Source organism: Maritimibacter sp., assembly GCF_016774595.1.
In the GTDB taxonomy this organism is placed as follows: domain Bacteria; phylum Pseudomonadota; class Alphaproteobacteria; order Rhodobacterales; family Rhodobacteraceae; genus Maritimibacter; species Maritimibacter alkaliphilus.
On sequence record NZ_JACBWT010000001.1, the window covers coordinates 1,625,620 to 1,640,765 of the forward strand.

At 64.5% G+C, this 15,146-nt stretch carries 14 protein-coding genes; 7 read left to right on the forward strand and 7 right to left on the reverse strand.

The window, feature by feature from the left end:
• Nucleotides 1-42 precede the first annotated feature (42 nt).
• The 4 genes from HOY44_RS08325 (at nucleotide 43) to HOY44_RS08340 (ending at nucleotide 6,731) form a co-directional block, all read left to right on the forward strand.
• Nucleotides 43-1,371: an amidase gene (locus HOY44_RS08325; RefSeq protein ID WP_287434218.1), complete on the forward strand. Its 1,329-nt coding sequence runs from the start codon at nucleotides 43-45 to the stop codon at nucleotides 1,369-1,371.
• 216 nt (nucleotides 1,372-1,587) lie between these two features.
• Nucleotides 1,588-2,772 carry an aminotransferase class I/II-fold pyridoxal phosphate-dependent enzyme gene (locus HOY44_RS08330; protein WP_287434220.1) on the forward strand — a complete coding sequence of 395 codons (1,185 nt, stop codon included), beginning with the start codon at nucleotides 1,588-1,590 and terminating at the stop codon, nucleotides 2,770-2,772.
• 13 nt (nucleotides 2,773-2,785) lie between these two features.
• A complete protein-coding gene (locus tag HOY44_RS08335) occupies nucleotides 2,786-6,010 on the forward strand; it encodes a DNA translocase FtsK (RefSeq protein ID WP_287434222.1) in 3,225 nt (1,074 codons plus the stop codon).
• 118 nt (nucleotides 6,011-6,128) lie between these two features.
• A complete protein-coding gene (locus HOY44_RS08340; RefSeq protein ID WP_287434223.1) occupies nucleotides 6,129-6,731 on the forward strand; it encodes a LolA family protein in 603 nt (200 codons plus the stop codon).
• Between the two features lie 148 nt (nucleotides 6,732-6,879).
• Here HOY44_RS08340 and HOY44_RS08345 read toward each other — a convergent pair whose 3' ends face one another.
• The 4 genes from HOY44_RS08345 to HOY44_RS08360 form a co-directional block, all read right to left on the reverse strand.
• Nucleotides 6,880-7,062 carry a Trm112 family protein gene (locus HOY44_RS08345; RefSeq protein ID WP_008333198.1) on the reverse strand — a complete coding sequence of 61 codons (183 nt, stop codon included), beginning with the start codon at nucleotides 7,060-7,062 and terminating at the stop codon, nucleotides 6,880-6,882.
• Nucleotides 7,059-7,697 (reverse strand): LON peptidase substrate-binding domain-containing protein, encoded by a 639-nt coding sequence (locus HOY44_RS08350; protein ID WP_287434225.1) that lies wholly within the window; start codon nucleotides 7,695-7,697, stop codon nucleotides 7,059-7,061. Before HOY44_RS08350 ends, HOY44_RS08345 begins: the two co-directional genes overlap by 4 nt.
• A 1-nt stretch (nucleotide 7,698) precedes the next feature.
• A complete protein-coding gene (gene trxA / locus HOY44_RS08355) occupies nucleotides 7,699-8,613 on the reverse strand; it encodes a thioredoxin (RefSeq protein WP_287434227.1) in 915 nt (304 codons plus the stop codon).
• A gap of 84 nt (nucleotides 8,614-8,697) precedes the next feature.
• The gene (locus HOY44_RS08360) at nucleotides 8,698-9,486 is read right to left on the reverse strand and encodes an exodeoxyribonuclease III (RefSeq protein ID WP_287434229.1); all 789 of its coding nucleotides are present in this window, start codon (nucleotides 9,484-9,486) and stop codon (nucleotides 8,698-8,700) included.
• Nucleotides 9,487-9,662: 176 nt separating this feature from the next.
• Between HOY44_RS08360 and thpD the strand changes: the two genes are divergently transcribed.
• Nucleotides 9,663-10,610, forward strand: a complete 948-nt coding sequence (gene thpD, locus HOY44_RS08365; RefSeq protein ID WP_287434231.1) for an ectoine hydroxylase — start codon at nucleotides 9,663-9,665, stop codon at nucleotides 10,608-10,610.
• A 182-nt stretch (nucleotides 10,611-10,792) separates the two neighbouring features.
• Here the strand turns inward: thpD and HOY44_RS08370 are convergent, their stop codons facing one another.
• Nucleotides 10,793-11,479, reverse strand: a complete 687-nt coding sequence (locus tag HOY44_RS08370) for a response regulator transcription factor (protein ID WP_008333211.1) — start codon at nucleotides 11,477-11,479, stop codon at nucleotides 10,793-10,795.
• A gap of 153 nt (nucleotides 11,480-11,632) precedes the next feature.
• Here HOY44_RS08370 and ribA point away from each other — a divergent pair, with 153 nt between their 5' ends.
• Together ribA and HOY44_RS08380 are read left to right on the forward strand one after the other, a co-directional pair.
• Nucleotides 11,633-12,718 (forward strand): GTP cyclohydrolase II, encoded by a 1,086-nt coding sequence (gene ribA, locus HOY44_RS08375; protein ID WP_287434232.1) that lies wholly within the window; start codon nucleotides 11,633-11,635, stop codon nucleotides 12,716-12,718.
• Nucleotides 12,719-12,735: 17 nt separating this feature from the next.
• Nucleotides 12,736-13,224, forward strand: coding sequence for a L,D-transpeptidase family protein (locus tag HOY44_RS08380; protein ID WP_287434234.1), 489 nt, complete (start codon nucleotides 12,736-12,738; stop codon nucleotides 13,222-13,224).
• A 15-nt stretch (nucleotides 13,225-13,239) separates the two neighbouring features.
• On the opposite strand, the gene HOY44_RS08385 is transcribed toward HOY44_RS08380, so the two are convergent.
• Nucleotides 13,240-13,893, reverse strand: coding sequence for a YggS family pyridoxal phosphate-dependent enzyme (locus tag HOY44_RS08385; protein ID WP_287434236.1), 654 nt, complete (start codon nucleotides 13,891-13,893; stop codon nucleotides 13,240-13,242).
• A gap of 100 nt (nucleotides 13,894-13,993) precedes the next feature.
• The gene (locus tag HOY44_RS08390; protein ID WP_008333217.1) at nucleotides 13,994-14,854 is read right to left on the reverse strand and encodes a porin; all 861 of its coding nucleotides are present in this window, start codon (nucleotides 14,852-14,854) and stop codon (nucleotides 13,994-13,996) included.
• Nucleotides 14,855-15,146 lie beyond the last annotated feature (292 nt).

Here is a 15,146-nt window from a genome sequence, read left to right on the forward strand (position 1 = left end):
GCCCTGCCGTCGCTAGCCTGCCCGAAAACAGCGGAGGGGCAAATGGCCGACAACTGGCTTTGGATGAGTGCGGGCGATCTGGGTCGTGGCATCGGCGCGGGCACAATCGACCCGGTGGACCTGACCGAAGCCTATCTCGACGCCGCCGAGACGCACCCGGAAAGCGCGCGCATCTACGCCCGCATCACCCGGCCCCGCGCCCTCGCCGAAGCCAAGGCCGCCGCAGGCCGCGCGAAAGCGGGGCTTCGCGTGGGGCCGCTCGACGGTGTTCCGATCTCGTGGAAGGACCTGTTCGATACGGCGGGGATCGAGACCGAGGCGGGATCGGCGCTTCTGAAGGACCGCCGACCCAAATCGGACGCCGAAGTTCTCGTCTCAGCGACGTTCCAGGGGCTGGTGTGTCTGGGCAAGACGCATATGTCCGAACTCGCCTTCTCCGGTCTCGGTCTGAACCCGATCACCGCCACGCCGCCGAACGTCAACAGCCCCGATGCGGTGCCCGGCGGCTCATCTTCCGGGGCGGCAGCCTCGGTCGCCCACGGCCTCGCCGCGGCCGGGATCGGGTCGGATACCGGCGGTTCGGTGCGCGTCCCCTCGGCGTGGAACGACCTCGTGGGTCTGAAAACCACGCATGGGCGGCTGTCGCTGAAAGGCGTCGTGCCGCTTGCCGCCCGCTTCGACACGGTCGGACCCCTGTGTCGCACGGTCGAAGACGCAGCCCTTCTCCTCGCCGCGCTCGAAGGCGGCAAGCCAGCCGACCTCGGCGGCGCATCGCTTTCCGGCACGCGGTTCCTCGTGCTGGAAAACGCGCTCACCGACACCCGCGAAACGCCCGCCGCCGCGTTCGAGACGGCCTTGAACAAACTCGCGGCAGCGGGCGCCCGGATCGACCGCCGCGCCATCCCCGAACTGGACGAGGCGCAGTCGATGTCGGCCCTGCTCTACACGGCAGAGGCATGGGGCACCTGGCGCGAGCAGATCGAATCCGACCCGGACGCGATGTTCGCCCGAATCCGCGACCGCTTCCAATCCGGCGCAGCCTTCACCGCCTCCGATTACATCGCGGCATGGCAGCGACTGGACGCGATCCGCGCCAGCGTTCGCGCGCAAATCGCCGGTTACGATGCGCTCGTCCTGCCCACGACCCCCAACAAGCCGCCGGAGGCCGAACGCCTGCTCCAAGATGACGACTATTACGTCACCGAAAACCTGATGACGCTCAGAAACACGCGCTACGGCAACCTCCTCGACGGGGCCGCCCTGACCCTGCCGACCGGCACGCCCAGCGCAGGGATCATGTTCATCGGTAAACCGATGGGCGAGGAACGGCTGCTTCGTATCGGGGCCGCCGCCGAACACGCGCTGACCTGATCCCTTCTTCGGTCTGAAAATACCTCGGGAGGGTCTGGGAGGGCAGCGCCCTCCCAGCGGATCGCTGTGGGCGTAAGCCCGCAGCGAAACCTCGCAGAACCCAAAAGCCACATAACCCCGTGGATTCCCGCCTTTTTCTGGACCGGGCCACACAATCCCGTTATCCTCGTCCCAAATCGGGGCGACAACGATCCCGAACCTTGAGGCACTGAGACGATGACAGCGTTCCCCGAGCGGTTTGCGGGCCTGCCAGAATATGCGTTTCCGCGTTTGCGGTCTCTGCTCGACGCACATGCGCCGGGCGGCGATGTCGTGCATATGACCATCGGCGAGCCGAAGCATGCCATGCCGGATTTCGTGTCGCGCATCATTGCCGAAACCGCGCAGGACTTCGGGAAATACCCGCCGAACGAAGGCACGCCGGAGCTGCGGGGCGCCTTCACCGATTGGCTCAAACGCCGCTATGGTATTGACATATCGCCCGAAAATCAGGTCATGCCACTGAACGGCACGCGCGAGGGGCTGTTCAACGCGGCCATCGCCCTGTGCCCGGAAGAGGTGCGTGGGGCGAAGCCCGTCATCCTCATCCCGAACCCGTTCTATCAGGTCTACGCCGTGGCCGCCGCCGCCGTGGGTGCCGAACCCGTGTTCGTCTCGGCTACCGCCGAAAACGGCTTCCTGCCCGACTATGCCAGCCTGCCGCCCGAGATCCTGACCCGGACCGCGATCGCCTATATCTGTTCACCCGGAAATCCGCAGGGTGCCGTGGCCGACCGCGATTACTGGGCCAACCTGATCGCTCTGGCCGAAAAGCACGACTTCCGCATTTTCGCGGACGAGTGCTATTCCGAAATCTACCGCGACGCCCCGCCCCCCGGCGCGATGGAGGTCGCGATGTTCGGCGACGCCGACCCGGAGCGGGTGGTGATCTTCCATTCGCTCTCAAAACGCTCGAACCTGCCCGGACTGCGGTCTGGCTTCGTGGCGTCCGGCCCCGAAAACATGGCCCGCATCCGCCAGCTTCGCGCCTATGCCGGCGCGCCCCTGCCGCTTCCGTTGCAGCACGCGGCGGCGGCGGTCTGGGCCGACGAAGAACACGTCACCGCTTCGCGCAAGCTCTATCAAGAGAAGTACGCGATCGCCGACGCGGTCTTTGCGGACTACCCCGGATACCACAAGCCCGAGGCCGGGTTCTTCCTGTGGCTGCCCGTCGATGACGGCGAGGCGGCGGCGATGAAACTCTGGACCGAAACCGGCATTCGCGTGCTGCCCGGCGCCTATCTCGCGCGGGACGTGAACGGGGTAAACCCCGGAAAAGAATACATAAGAGTGGCGCTTGTCGCCCCGAAAGAAGAGACGCAGCGCACATTGGAAACGATGCGCGACTGCCTCCTGAACTGAGGACGAGGACAACATGGCATACCACGTCAGGGAACGAGATCCGATTTTCGATGAAGCCACGCAGGCGATGATCGAACGACGGGGCAAGGAACTCCTCGGCCTCGCGCTGTTCGTCGTGGGTGTGGCCATCGCCCTGATGATGGCCACCTACTCGGCCGAAGACCCCGGCTGGATGTCGGCGACCGAAGGTCCGGCGCAAAACGCGCTCGGCCAGTTCGGCGCAACGCTCGCCTCGCCGCTCGCCATCATCCTTGGCTACGGGGCCTGGGGCTTTGCCGCCGCCTTCGCCGCTTGGGGTGCCCGCTACATCCTGCACCGGGGTGAAGAACGCGCCATGGCCCGGGCGATCTTCGCGCCCATCGCCGTCGCGCTGGCCTCGGTCTATGCCTCGACCCTCGTGCCGCCGGTCGACTGGACGCATTCGTTCGGCATGGGCGGGCTCTTCGGCGACACCGTTCTGGGCGCCGTGCTGGGGGTCATGCCCGGCTCCGCCGCGTTCGGGATCAAGCTGCTCGCCATCCTTTTTGCCTTCGCCGCCCTGATCGTCGGCGCCTTCGCGCTGGGCGTGACGCGCTATGAACTGGGCCGCATGGCGCGGTTCCTGATCGTGGGCGTCGTCATGACCTATGCCGGACTTCTCAAACTCGCCCGCTTCGGCGCACGCGGGGCCGCCATGGGTGCCCGCGCGGGCGCCGCGTCGGCGGCGTCCGCAGCAGGTGCCGCCGCGCGTGGCGTGCAGGATTATCAGGCGAGCCGCCGTGAAACCCGCGAAAGCTGGACCCAGCCGGAGGACGAACCGCTCTACGAACCCGACGAGGCGTTCGACAGCCCGCCCCCCATGGCCGCGAACCGCGTGATCCGGGCCGAAGCCCCGGTCGAACCGCCCATGCGCCGGGCGCCCGCGCCCCAACCCGCGCCTCAGCCGCAGATGGCATACCCGGAAGCGGCCCCCGCACCGCAGCCACAGCCTCAACCAAAAGGCGGTCTGCTGTCGCGGGTTATGAAACGTGCGCCCGAGCCCGAGCCGGAACTGATCGACAACACGTTCCACGGCGCCGATCCCGAAGGCGGCGACAACCCCGACCGTATCTCGGCCAAGATCGCGAACGCCCTGCGCAATCGCACCGCGCAACTGACCGGGCAGCTGATTTATGAGCAGGAAGAGGAACCGGCCAACACCACCTCGGCCATGATCGCCCGCGCCGCGGCCCGCGCCAAGGCGCAGCACCCCAAGCATGTGATCCGGCTCGACCCGTCGATGCGCCCGGAACCGCCGGTGACCGCCGCGCAGGCCGCACAACCCGCGCCCGTGGCCGAACCCCAGCTCGAGCGGGGCAATATCTTCGCCGACATGGCCGACGACGCGGTCGAAGACTACCCGGTCCAGAACTACGCGACCGAGGAGTATCTGGCCGATCCTTACGAGGATGAGGGCGAACCCCTCGCCCTCGAGCCCGACATGCGGGCCTACGACCGCCCGCATGAGCCGCGCATCCTCGACGACTGGATGCCGGGTCGCGACGACGACATAGGTCCGGGGTATGACACCGACTTCGACGCCGCACCCTACGAACCCGCGCCCGACATGCCGGACGCCTATTCGCCCCCGCCGATGCCGGAGCCGAAAAAGGTCGTTCAGCATCCGCCCCGCAAGGCGACCAAGCCCTCCAGCCGGGCGATGGCCGAAGCGCAGCCGTCGCTCGCCTTCACCGAGAACGACGTGGAGTACGAACTTCCGCCGCTGAACCTCCTGATGAACCCGACGAACATCGAGCGTCATCACCTGTCGGACGAGGCGCTGGAAGAGAACGCTCGGATGCTGGAAACCGTACTTGACGACTACGGCGTGAAGGGCGAGATCGTCTCGGTCCGCCCCGGCCCCGTCGTCACGATGTACGAGCTTGAGCCTGCACCGGGCCTCAAGGCCTCCCGCGTGATCGGTCTGGCCGATGACATCGCCCGTTCGATGTCGGCGCTGTCCGCCCGCGTCTCGACCGTGCCGGGCCGCAGCGTGATCGGGATCGAACTGCCCAATGCGAACCGCGAAAAGGTGGTCCTGCGCGAGATTCTGTCGGCCCGCGATTTCGGCGACACCAACATGCGCCTGCCGCTTGCGCTGGGCAAAGACATCGGCGGCGGCCCGGTCGTGGCCAACCTCGCCAAGATGCCCCACCTCTTGATCGCGGGCACCACCGGCTCCGGTAAGTCGGTCGCCATCAACACGATGATCCTGTCGCTCCTCTACCGCCTGACGCCGGAAGAGTGCCGCATGATTATGATCGACCCCAAGATGCTGGAACTTTCCGTCTATGACGGCATCCCGCACCTTCTGTCCCCCGTCGTGACCGACCCGAAAAAGGCGGTCGTCGCGCTGAAATGGGTCGTGGGCGAGATGGAGGAACGCTATCGCAAGATGTCCAAGATGGGCGTGCGCAACATCGACGGCTACAACAGCCGCGTGGCGGACGCGCAGGGCCGCGGCGAAATGTTCTCGCGCACCGTGCAGACGGGGTTCGACGAAGATACGGGCGAACCGATCTTCGAGACCGAGGAATTCGCGCCCGAGAAGATGCCCTTCATCGTGGTGGTCGTCGATGAAATGGCCGACCTGATGATGGTCGCAGGCAAGGAAATCGAAGCCTGCATCCAGCGCCTCGCCCAGATGGCACGCGCATCCGGCATCCATATCATCATGGCCACGCAGCGCCCCTCGGTCGACGTCATCACCGGCACGATCAAGGCGAACTTCCCCACGCGCATCTCGTTCCAGGTCACGTCGAAAGTGGATAGCCGCACCATCCTCGGCGAACAGGGCGCCGAGCAACTGCTGGGTATGGGCGACATGCTATATATGGCCGGCGGTGCTCGCATCACCCGCGTTCACGGCCCCTTCGTCTCGGACGAAGAGGTCGAAGAGATCGTCACCTACCTCAAATCCTACGGCCCGCCCGAATATGTGGGCGGCGTGGTCGAAGGGCCGGATGACGACAAGGCCGACAACATCGACGCCGTGCTCGGCCTCAACACCGGGGGCAACACCAACGGCGAAGATGCGCTTTACGATCAGGCGGTCGCGATCGTCATCAAGGATCGCAAGTGCTCCACCTCCTACATCCAGCGCAAGCTTGGCATCGGCTACAACAAGGCCGCGCGCCTTGTGGAGCAGATGGAAGAGGAAAGCCTCGTCTCGCCCGCCAATCACGTCGGCAAGCGCGAGATCCTGATCCCCGAGCAGTGACCTCGCGCATCAGGTGTCTAAGGATAACACCGGCCTGATATCGCCTATCGGGCCGGTTCCCGCTCAGATGACAGCGTTGTAGGGTGAAACGCCCGACCAAGCTGACTAAATGAGTGCCATGAAACAGATTCGACTATTCGCAGCGGCCGTCGTGCTGGCCGCCACCGCCCTGCCCGCCGCCGCGCAACAGCTTTCGCTGGGCGCGCTCTCGACCTACCTGAACGGGCTCAAGACCGCTCAGGCCGAGTTCACGCAGATCAACGCCGACGGCACGATCTCGACTGGGACGATCTACATCAAGCGCCCCGGGCGCGCGCGGTTTGAATACAATCCGCCGGAACAGACGCTCGTGCTGGCCTCCGCCGGGCAACTGGCGATCTTCGACGCCAAGTCGAACACCGGGCCCGAGCAATACCCGCTCGCCCGCACGCCCCTGAACCTGATCCTGGCTCAGAACGTGGACCTCGGACGGAACGGCATGGTCGTCGGCCACAACTACGACGGCACCGCGACGACCGTGACGGCACAGGACCCGGAGCATCCCGAATATGGGAACATCCAGCTCACCTTCACCGGCAATCCGACCGAACTGCGCCAGTGGGTCATCACCGACGACGCGGGCCAGCAGACCACCGTGGTTCTGGGCGAACTGCGCAAGGGCGGGACTATCTCCGACCGCAACTTCTCGATCGTGGCCGAGGCCGAAAGCCGCAACCGCTGACTCTTCTTCGTTTCGGAAAACCTCGAGGGGCGGTCGCATTTGCCGCGCAAATGCGGCCGGGGGGCTGGCCCCCCTATCGCCGTGAAGATCGGGAACCGATATTCACGGCACACCTTGCGCGGGCGTCAGCCCGCACCGCTTGATTGCGTCAGTCTTTCAGCTTGCGCGCTTCGTCGATCAGCATGATCGGGATACCGTCGCGGATCGGAAAGGCCAGTCCGGCGGCACGGGAGACGAGTTCCTGTTTCTCGGGATCGTAGTCGAGCGCGCGTTGCGTCATCGGACAAACCAGAGCTTCGAGCATATGGCGGTCGAACGTCGCTTCGGTCATTGCAGGCTGCCCTCTCCACCCGACCCGGTGGCCAGCGCGAACTCCATCAGGGTGACGAGGGTTTCGCGCCGGGTGGTCAGCGAAGGCGCCTCGAGCAACGCCTGTTTGTCCTCCGGGTCGAACGGGCACAGCATCGACAGCGAATTGATGAGCAATTCGTCCTCGGCCTCCTTGAGGCTGCCCCAATCGGTCCGAAGGTCGGCCACGTCGAAGTAACGTGCGAGCAGGTCGAGGAACGGCCCGCGGTTGAGACCCGGATCCTTTTCCGACCGCCCCAAATCACGCTCGAAACTGTCCCAACCCGCCTTCACGCGCCGATAAGGCGTGAACCCGTCGATTTCTTCGAGAATGCGGAAGCGACTGATTCCCGAGAGCTGGATCATGTAGCGGTGATCCTCGGTCTCGGTGAACTGCGTGATCCGCCCCGCGCAGCCGATGGTGTGCAGGCGCGAACCATCGGCCACCGCGGGCTGAACCATGCCGATCAGCCGGCCATCCGTCTTGAGCGCATCGTCGAACATCGCAAGGTAGCGCGGCTCGAAGATGTTGAGTGGCAGCCTGCCGCGCGGCAGGACCACCGCACCCGGCAGCGGAAAAATCGGCAGAACGTCCGGAAGATCCGTGCGCGGGCTCATCTCAGGCGAGGATCATCGAGCTGAGTTTGCGGCGACCCGTCAGGGCGATCGGGTCGTTCGGGGCCAGTGCCTCGAAGATCGTGAAAAGCTGCTGCTTGGCGGCCCCGTCGTTCCACTCCCGATCCCGCCGGAAGAGCTCGAGCAGTTCCGCGACGGCCTCCTCCGTCTGGCCCGAGGCATAGAGCGCCTGCGCCAGATCGAATCGGGCCTGATGATCGTCGGGCGCCGCGTCGACCTTGGCGCGCAACTCGTCGACCGGACCCGCGCTTTCGGCCTGACGGGCCAGCGCGATCTGGGCATGGACCGCGTCGATCTCGGCCGCGTGGCTGATCTCGGCGGGTGCGCCGTTCAGCACCGCCTCGGCCCCCTCCACGTCGCCTTTCGTGATGTGGCACTTGGCCAGACCTGCGTAAGCTGCGGCAAGCGCCTGATCTTCTTCAAGAATGGCGGCGAAGGTCTGCGCTGCGTCGTCCACCTGACCCGCGTCCAGCATTTCTTCGGCGGCCGCAATGGCATCGGCCAACCCATCGCCCCCGTCACCGCCCATCGCGGCGACCTTCTGGACGAACTCCTTCACCTGACTCGGTGACAGCGCGCCCTGAAACCCGTCGACCGGCTGACCGCCGGAAAACGCATAGACCGTCGGGATGGACTGCACGCGAAGCTGACCGGCGATCTGCTGGTTCTCGTCCACGTTGACCTTGACCATCTTGACCTTGCCGCCCATCGCGTTGACGGCTTCTTCCAGCGCCGGGCCCAGCGTCTTGCACGGCCCGCACCACGGTGCCCAGAAATCCACGATGACCGGCACCTCTTGCGAGGCGTCGACCACTTCGGCCATGAAATCCGCTTCGGATATGTCCTTTACGTTGCCGCCTGCGGGTGCGGCGCCGTTCGTCTGACCCAGTTCCAGCATGTCTGGCTCCTTGTCTGTCTGTTGCCCCCAATATGGGCGTGCATTCCGTCGCGTCCAAGCCCGCCGTCCTGCGGCATCCTAACGCTAAAGATCGAAGGTCGCGAACACCGGCGCATGGTCGGATGGCTTTTCCCATCCGCGCACGTCGCGCAGGATACGGCTGCCATGCGCCGCGTTCGATATGTCGGGCGTGGCCCAGATATGATCCAGCCGCCGCCCCTTGTCCGCCGTATCCCAGTCGGGCGAGCGGTAGGACCACCACGAATACAGCAACCCCTCGGGGATGTCCTGCCGCGTGATGTCGACCCATTTGCCCGCATCCTGCGCCGCGCCAAGGTGCTCGACCTCGACCGGCGTGTGGCTGACGATCTTCAAAAGCTGCTTGTGGTTCCACACGTCATCTTCGCGCGGCGCGATGTTCAGATCGCCGACGAGGATCGCCTTCTCGGGCTTCTCGGCATGAAACCAGTCGCGCATCTCGGTGAGGTAGTCGAGCTTCTGCCCGAACTTCTCGTTGATCTCGCGGTCCGGCTTGTCGCCGCCTGCCGGGACATAGAAATTGTGGATCGTCACGCCGTTTTCCAGCTTGGCGGCGATGTGTCGGGCATGGCCCAGACGCGCGAAATCCTGATCGCCTGCGTCCTCCAGCGGAAGCTTCGACAGGATCGCGACACCGTTGTACCCCTTCTGACCCCGAGCGACCATGTGGGTGTATCCGCGCGCCTTGAAGATGTCGTGCGGGATCTTGTCGACCGGCGATTTGCACTCCTGCAAGCACAGAATATCCGGCGCTTCGTCCGCCAGCAGGCGCGACACGAGGTCGGCGCGAAGCCGCACGCTGTTGATATTCCACGTGGCAAGTGTGAAGGACATGACTGCTCCCATTTTGAGATTCTGCGGGCACCCTATCCGGGGGTCCGGGTCAGTTCCACCCGCGAACATTACAAGTTCGCCGGATTTGGAACCCACACGCGCAACCCCGCGTTGCCCGGCCACGCCCACTAAGTGGGACTGCTGATCACAATTAGAAATCCAAGAGGATCGAAACCATGAATATCTCACACGATACACTCCAGCACTTCGATGCGGTGGACGCTTACCCGACCCGTCTGCCGGATCGCGAACAGATCACGCCGCGCCGCGACCCGGTGCTGTGGTCCGACTGGTCGGAGGCCGCCCCGATTTCCCGTGACGAGGCGGAGCATTACCGCGAGAACGGCTATCTCGTGCGTCGTGACATGTTCTCATCTGACGAATTGGAGCTGTTGGTCGATACGGCCAAGCGTCTGCGCGACACGGATGCGGACAAGCGGCCCGCGGATTTCGTGACCGAGCCCAATTCCGACGACGTGCGCACCGTGTTCCGGCTGGACGAGCACTCGCCGCTTTTCTCCCGTCTCGCCGCCGATACCCGCCTTGCCGGTGTGGCCGAGTTCCTGCTGAACGACCGGGTGTATCTTCACCAGTCGCGGCTCAACTACAAACCCGGCTTCAAGGGCAAGGAGTTCTATTGGCACTCGGATTTCGAGACCTGGCACGCCGAGGACGGCTTGCCCCGGATGCGTGCCGTGTCGGCCTCGGTCCTGCTGACCGACAATTCGTCGACAAATGGCCCGCTCATGCTGATTCCGGGTTCACAGGGTGAATTCATCGCCTGTCTGGGCGAAACGCCGGACGACAACCATGAAAGCTCGCTCAAGGCGCAGGAGGTCGGCGTGCCGCAACCGGACACGATCACCCGCTTCGCCCAGCATTTCGGGCTGGATACGGCGACCGGGCCGACGGGCACCGTGGTCTTTTTCGACTGCAATACGCTTCACGGTTCCAACGGGAACATCACGCCCGACCCGCGCTCGAACGCGTTTTTTGTGTTCAATGCGGTGACGAACCGGCCGGTCAGCCCGTTTGCGGCCAGCAAACCGCGCCCGCAATGGCTCGCCAATCGCGAGCTCATCCAGCCGATCGACCCGATCGCGGGCCGCCTGACGCGCGGCTGACCCCTTGGACAAAAAAGACCCGGCGCGAAGCCGGGTCAGTCCAACAGGGAGGATGCCGTGTCATTACCCCGACACGGCGAGGGGATTTTGTATCGTCGCCAATATGGAAACAATATCATGTTCAGGATTAGGTTACCCGTGAATCCCGGCATGAATAAGGCAGGCGATCACCCCTGTTGCGATCACGCCACAAGCCGGTAGCCACCCGATTCCGTCACCAGAAGCCGTGCGTTGCCCGGATCGGGCTCGATCTTCTGGCGCAGGCGGTAGATATGGGTTTCCAGCGTGTGGGTCGTGACCCCGGCATTGTATCCCCAGACCTCGTGCAAGAGCACGTCGCGCGCGACCACGCCTTCCTGACTCCGGTAGAGGAATTTCAGGATATTGGTCTCTTTCTCGGTCAGACGAATCTTCTTCTCGTCCTCGGTAATCAGCATCTTCATCGCGGGCTTAAACGTGTACGGCCCAAGCTGGAACACGGCATCTTCCGATTGCTCGTGCTGACGAAGCTGCGCCCGGATACGGGCCAGAAGCACGGGAAACTTGAACGGTTTTGTCACATAGTCGTTCGCACCGGCGTCGAGCCCGAGGATCGTGTCCGCGTCGCTGTCATGCCCGGTCAGCATCAGCACCGGGCATTTCACACCCTGCTTGCGCATCAGTTTGCATAGCTCGCGCCCGTCGGTGTCGGGCAGGCCCACATCGAGGATCACAAGGTCATGGATCTGCTCCTTGACCTTCTGCATGGCGTCCGCGCCGTTGGCCGCTTCGAAGACCTCGAAGTCTTCGGTCATCACCAACTGCTCCGCCAGCGCCTCGCGCAGGTCCTCGTCGTCGTCGACGAGTAGAATGTTTTTCTGGGTCGCCATCTTCGGCCCTCCATGTTGTTTTCACAGACCTTGGGTCCCATCACGGACCCGGCAATGTTTGTGGCAATACGTTCACGCGGTCGTGTCGGGATCAGTCGAAATGTTTCACATTCCCGTGGACCGGGCCTATTGAAGTGCGGTGGAAGGACGAAAATGACGCTCAAGCCGACCCAGACCGAACTCACCGCCCGCGCCCGTGCCGACCTGCGCATGGGCCTTCCGGTCGTGCTTGAGATCGGCGGTCATGCCGGGCTGGTGGCGGCCGCCGAAACGGTCGATGCGGGTCGCCTTGGCGATCTGCGCGGGTTCGGCCCACTCCTGCTCGCCATCACACCGCGTCGTGCCGCGACACTCAAGGCGCGGGCCTACTCCGATCACGTCGCACGGGTGCACGTGCCGCGCGACGAGGGGGTCGAATGGGTCCTGGGCGTCGCCGACCCGAAAGACGACCTGATGAAGCCCATGAAGGGGCCGCTCATGACCGAACGCGGCGGGGATGAGGGTGTGGCCCGCGCCGCCATCGCCCTCGCCAAATCCGCCATGCTGCTGCCCGCTGCCCTTGTCGTGCCGGTCGAAAACGGGGCCGAAGTCGCCTTGAGCCACGGCCTGACCCGTGTCGACCTGACCGGCCGGCCCGACGATCCGCCCGTCACGGCGATGGAAGAGGTCGTTTCGGCCCGCGTGCCGCTTGAAGTGTCCGAGGCGGGGCGGCTGCACATCTTCCGCCCCGTCGACGGGGGGGAGGAGCATTATGCGGTCGAGATCGGGCGCCCGGATCGCGATCACCCGGTGCTCGCGCGGCTCCATTCCGCCTGTTTTACCGGCGATCTGCTGGGCAGCCTCAAATGCGACTGCGGCCCGCAACTGCGCGCCGCGCTGGCCGCGATGGGCGAGAATGGCACGGGCGTCCTGCTCTACCTCAACCAAGAGGGGCGCGGGATCGGCCTTGCCAACAAGATGCGGGCCTATTCGCTTCAGGATCAGGGCTTTGACACGGTGGAAGCGAACCATCGGCTTGGGTTCGAGGACGATGAACGCGATTTCAGGATAGGCTCCGAGATTCTCGCCCAGATGGGATTCTCCGCCGTGCGCCTCATGACCAACAACCCCGCCAAGGTCGCGATGATGGAGGCGAACGGGATCGCCGTGACCGAGCGCGTGCCGCTTCAGGTCGGGCGCGGGGCGCACAACACCGACTATCTGGACACCAAAGCCGCGAAATCGGGCCACCTGCTGTGACGCCAAGGCGCTGCGACATGGTTGTGACGCGCTGGGGCGCACGGTTCGCCGGACGGCACTTTCCGGTCGCAATCGGGCGCGGCGGCATCACACAAAACAAACGCGAAGGCGATGGGGCAACACCCGCCGGAACCTGGCGCCTGATGGGCGGCGGATACCGGGCCGACCGCGTCATGCCCCCGCCAGCCCCGATAGGCCTGCGTGCAATCGGCCCGCACGACCTGTGGTGCGATGCGCCGGAAGACACGCTGTACAACCACGCCGTCCGGGCGCCTTACAGCGCGTCGCACGAACGACTGCGCCGTGCCGATCCCCTGTATGACATTTTCATCGTGACCGACTGGAACTGGCCGGAGGCGAGCCCCGGCAAGGGGTCGGCCATTTTCGTTCATTGCTGGCGTGGACCGCGCAAACCGACGGCTGGGTGCCTTGCCTTCCGGCCAGATCACCTGCGCTGGATTCTCGCCCGATGGACGCCGCGCTCGCGAATCCTCGTCAGGCCCTGACCCGCCCTGCGCGGATCAGTCGTAGACCCGTTCACCGAAGATCGCAGAGCCGACCCGGACATAGGTCGCGCCCTGCGCCACGGCTTTCTCGAAATCGCCGGACATACCCATGGACAGCTCGTCGAGCCCGTTGCGCGCAGCGATCTTGGCCAGAAGCGCAAAGTGCAACGACGGTTCTTCATCCACGGGCGGAATGCACATCAGGCCGGCGATGGTCAGCCCGAGGTCGCGGCAATCGGCGATGAACGCATCGGCATCGCCCGGCATCACCCCCGCCTTCTGTTCCTCTTCGCCGGTGTTCACCTGCACGAACAGCTTCGGGCAATGGCCCAGTTCATCGGCGAGTCGCGCGATGGTCTTGGCGAGTTTCGGGCGATCCACGGTTTCGATCGCATCGAACAGTTCCATCGCTTGCCGCGCCTTGTTGGTCTGGAGCGGGCCGATCAGGTGCAGTTCGATGCCTTCGTAGCGGGCACGTAGGTCCGGCCATTTTCCCGCGGCCTCCTGCACCTTGTTCTCGCCGAACAGCCGGTGGCCTTCATCCAGCACGGACACGACACGCTCCAATGGCTGAACCTTGGACACGGCGATCAGACGCGTTGAACCGGCCTCGCGCCCCACGCGGGCCTCTTCGTCGCGGATTTTCTGGAGAATGTCGGACAGGGCCATATCGGGGTTCCTCTCAATGTCGCCCTGACAAATCACGAGAGGCCCAAAATGAAAAGAGCGGGCACAAGGCCCGCTCTTCCCAATTCAAATCCTGGTCGGATTAGAACGCCATCGAGACGCCAGCCCAGACCACGTTCGAAACCGGCGAGTTCACGCCGTTCGAGTGGGCGAAACCAGCTTCGATCGCGACGCCGCCGCCGAGGTCGTAAGCAGCCTTACCGCCGTATTCCATGTCGGAGTTGAAGAACGCCGAGATGGAGTAGGGGCCGGTCGCGTAGCCAGCCGAAGCAGCCCACGAGAACGGAGTGGCGTTGCCGAGGTCGTACTTGATTTCGGCAGCAGCGGTGAAGCCGGAGATCGAAGCCGACACACCAGCTTTCAGGTCGATGGTGTTACCGTCGGCGTCGTTGGCGTCACGCTCAACAGCGGCCCAAACCGAGTAATCGCCGAACGAGTAGGTGCCTTTCACGCCGAGGTCGCCGTTGGTGGTGGCGGTCGAACCCGGAGCGACGAGGACGCCGAAGGCGCTCAGGCCGAAGTTGCCCCAGGTGTTCGTGTAGGTGACGGTGATGTCCTGGTCACCGGGGGTGGTGGCGTCGCCGTCCGCGTTGGTGTCGTATGCGACAGCAACTTTACCCCAGGAACCCGACAGGTAGACGTTGGCGCCGAGCACAACACCGGCCGCCGGCGGCCAGTCGTTGGTGCCGAACTGAGCGTCCGACGGGTCTTTCTGCATCGACTGACCAGCGGCCAGAACGGTCACAGAGGCGCCAGCCTCAAGACCCTGATCCGTGGTGGTCATCATGCCGGCGGTGAAGAGCGCCGACAGTTCCGGAAGCAGAGTGCCGGTGGTGATGTTGTAGCCGAGACCAGCATAGGCGCGACCGGTGAACGACACGTCCGCAGCGGCGAAACCGGTGGTGCCCACCAGAACCGTCGAAGCAAGGAGAATCTTTTTCATTTCGTTTCCCTCGTTTATCTAAAGGTGCACCTCAATTCAGGGGAATCCGAATTGAGTATGCTGTTTCCTCTCTCTTTCCCGGCTCCGATGCAAGCGATGCAAACGGCCCCGACCTAATGTGCCGCGTGATGGTGCAGAGTTGCCACACATGCCCCGGTGGCCCCCGCCAAACCCCGCCCCTGTCGCACATATTGAGTCTCTATAGGGGTGGCGGCGCTACCCGTGGTCCTGTTACCACCGGGAAAACGCTTGCCCGCGCTTTTTGGCTTGGGTAGGTAGGAGCAAACCAGTG

Excerpts from the sequence above, each read along its gene's own strand:
- ribA (WP_287434232.1), top strand. The coding sequence starts at position 11,633 with ATGACGCTCAAGCCGACCCAGACCGAACTCACCGCCCGCGCCCGTGCC.
- HOY44_RS08370 (WP_008333211.1), bottom strand. The coding sequence starts at position 11,479 with ATGGCGACCCAGAAAAACATTCTACTCGTCGACGACGACGAGGACCTG.
- HOY44_RS08330 (WP_287434220.1), top strand. The coding sequence starts at position 1,588 with ATGACAGCGTTCCCCGAGCGGTTTGCGGGCCTGCCAGAATATGCGTTT.
- HOY44_RS08380 (WP_287434234.1), top strand. The coding sequence starts at position 12,736 with ATGGTTGTGACGCGCTGGGGCGCACGGTTCGCCGGACGGCACTTTCCG.
- HOY44_RS08345 (WP_008333198.1), bottom strand. The coding sequence starts at position 7,062 with ATGACCGAAGCGACGTTCGACCGCCATATGCTCGAAGCTCTGGTTTGT.
- thpD (WP_287434231.1), top strand. The coding sequence starts at position 9,663 with ATGAATATCTCACACGATACACTCCAGCACTTCGATGCGGTGGACGCT.
- HOY44_RS08325 (WP_287434218.1), top strand. The coding sequence starts at position 43 with ATGGCCGACAACTGGCTTTGGATGAGTGCGGGCGATCTGGGTCGTGGC.
- HOY44_RS08390 (WP_008333217.1), bottom strand. The coding sequence starts at position 14,854 with ATGAAAAAGATTCTCCTTGCTTCGACGGTTCTGGTGGGCACCACCGGT.
- HOY44_RS08335 (WP_287434222.1), top strand. The coding sequence starts at position 2,786 with ATGGCATACCACGTCAGGGAACGAGATCCGATTTTCGATGAAGCCACG.
- HOY44_RS08340 (WP_287434223.1), top strand. The coding sequence starts at position 6,129 with ATGAAACAGATTCGACTATTCGCAGCGGCCGTCGTGCTGGCCGCCACC.
- HOY44_RS08360 (WP_287434229.1), bottom strand. The coding sequence starts at position 9,486 with ATGTCCTTCACACTTGCCACGTGGAATATCAACAGCGTGCGGCTTCGC.
- HOY44_RS08385 (WP_287434236.1), bottom strand. The coding sequence starts at position 13,893 with ATGGCCCTGTCCGACATTCTCCAGAAAATCCGCGACGAAGAGGCCCGC.
- HOY44_RS08350 (WP_287434225.1), bottom strand. The coding sequence starts at position 7,697 with ATGAGCCCGCGCACGGATCTTCCGGACGTTCTGCCGATTTTTCCGCTG.
- trxA (WP_287434227.1), bottom strand. The coding sequence starts at position 8,613 with ATGCTGGAACTGGGTCAGACGAACGGCGCCGCACCCGCAGGCGGCAAC.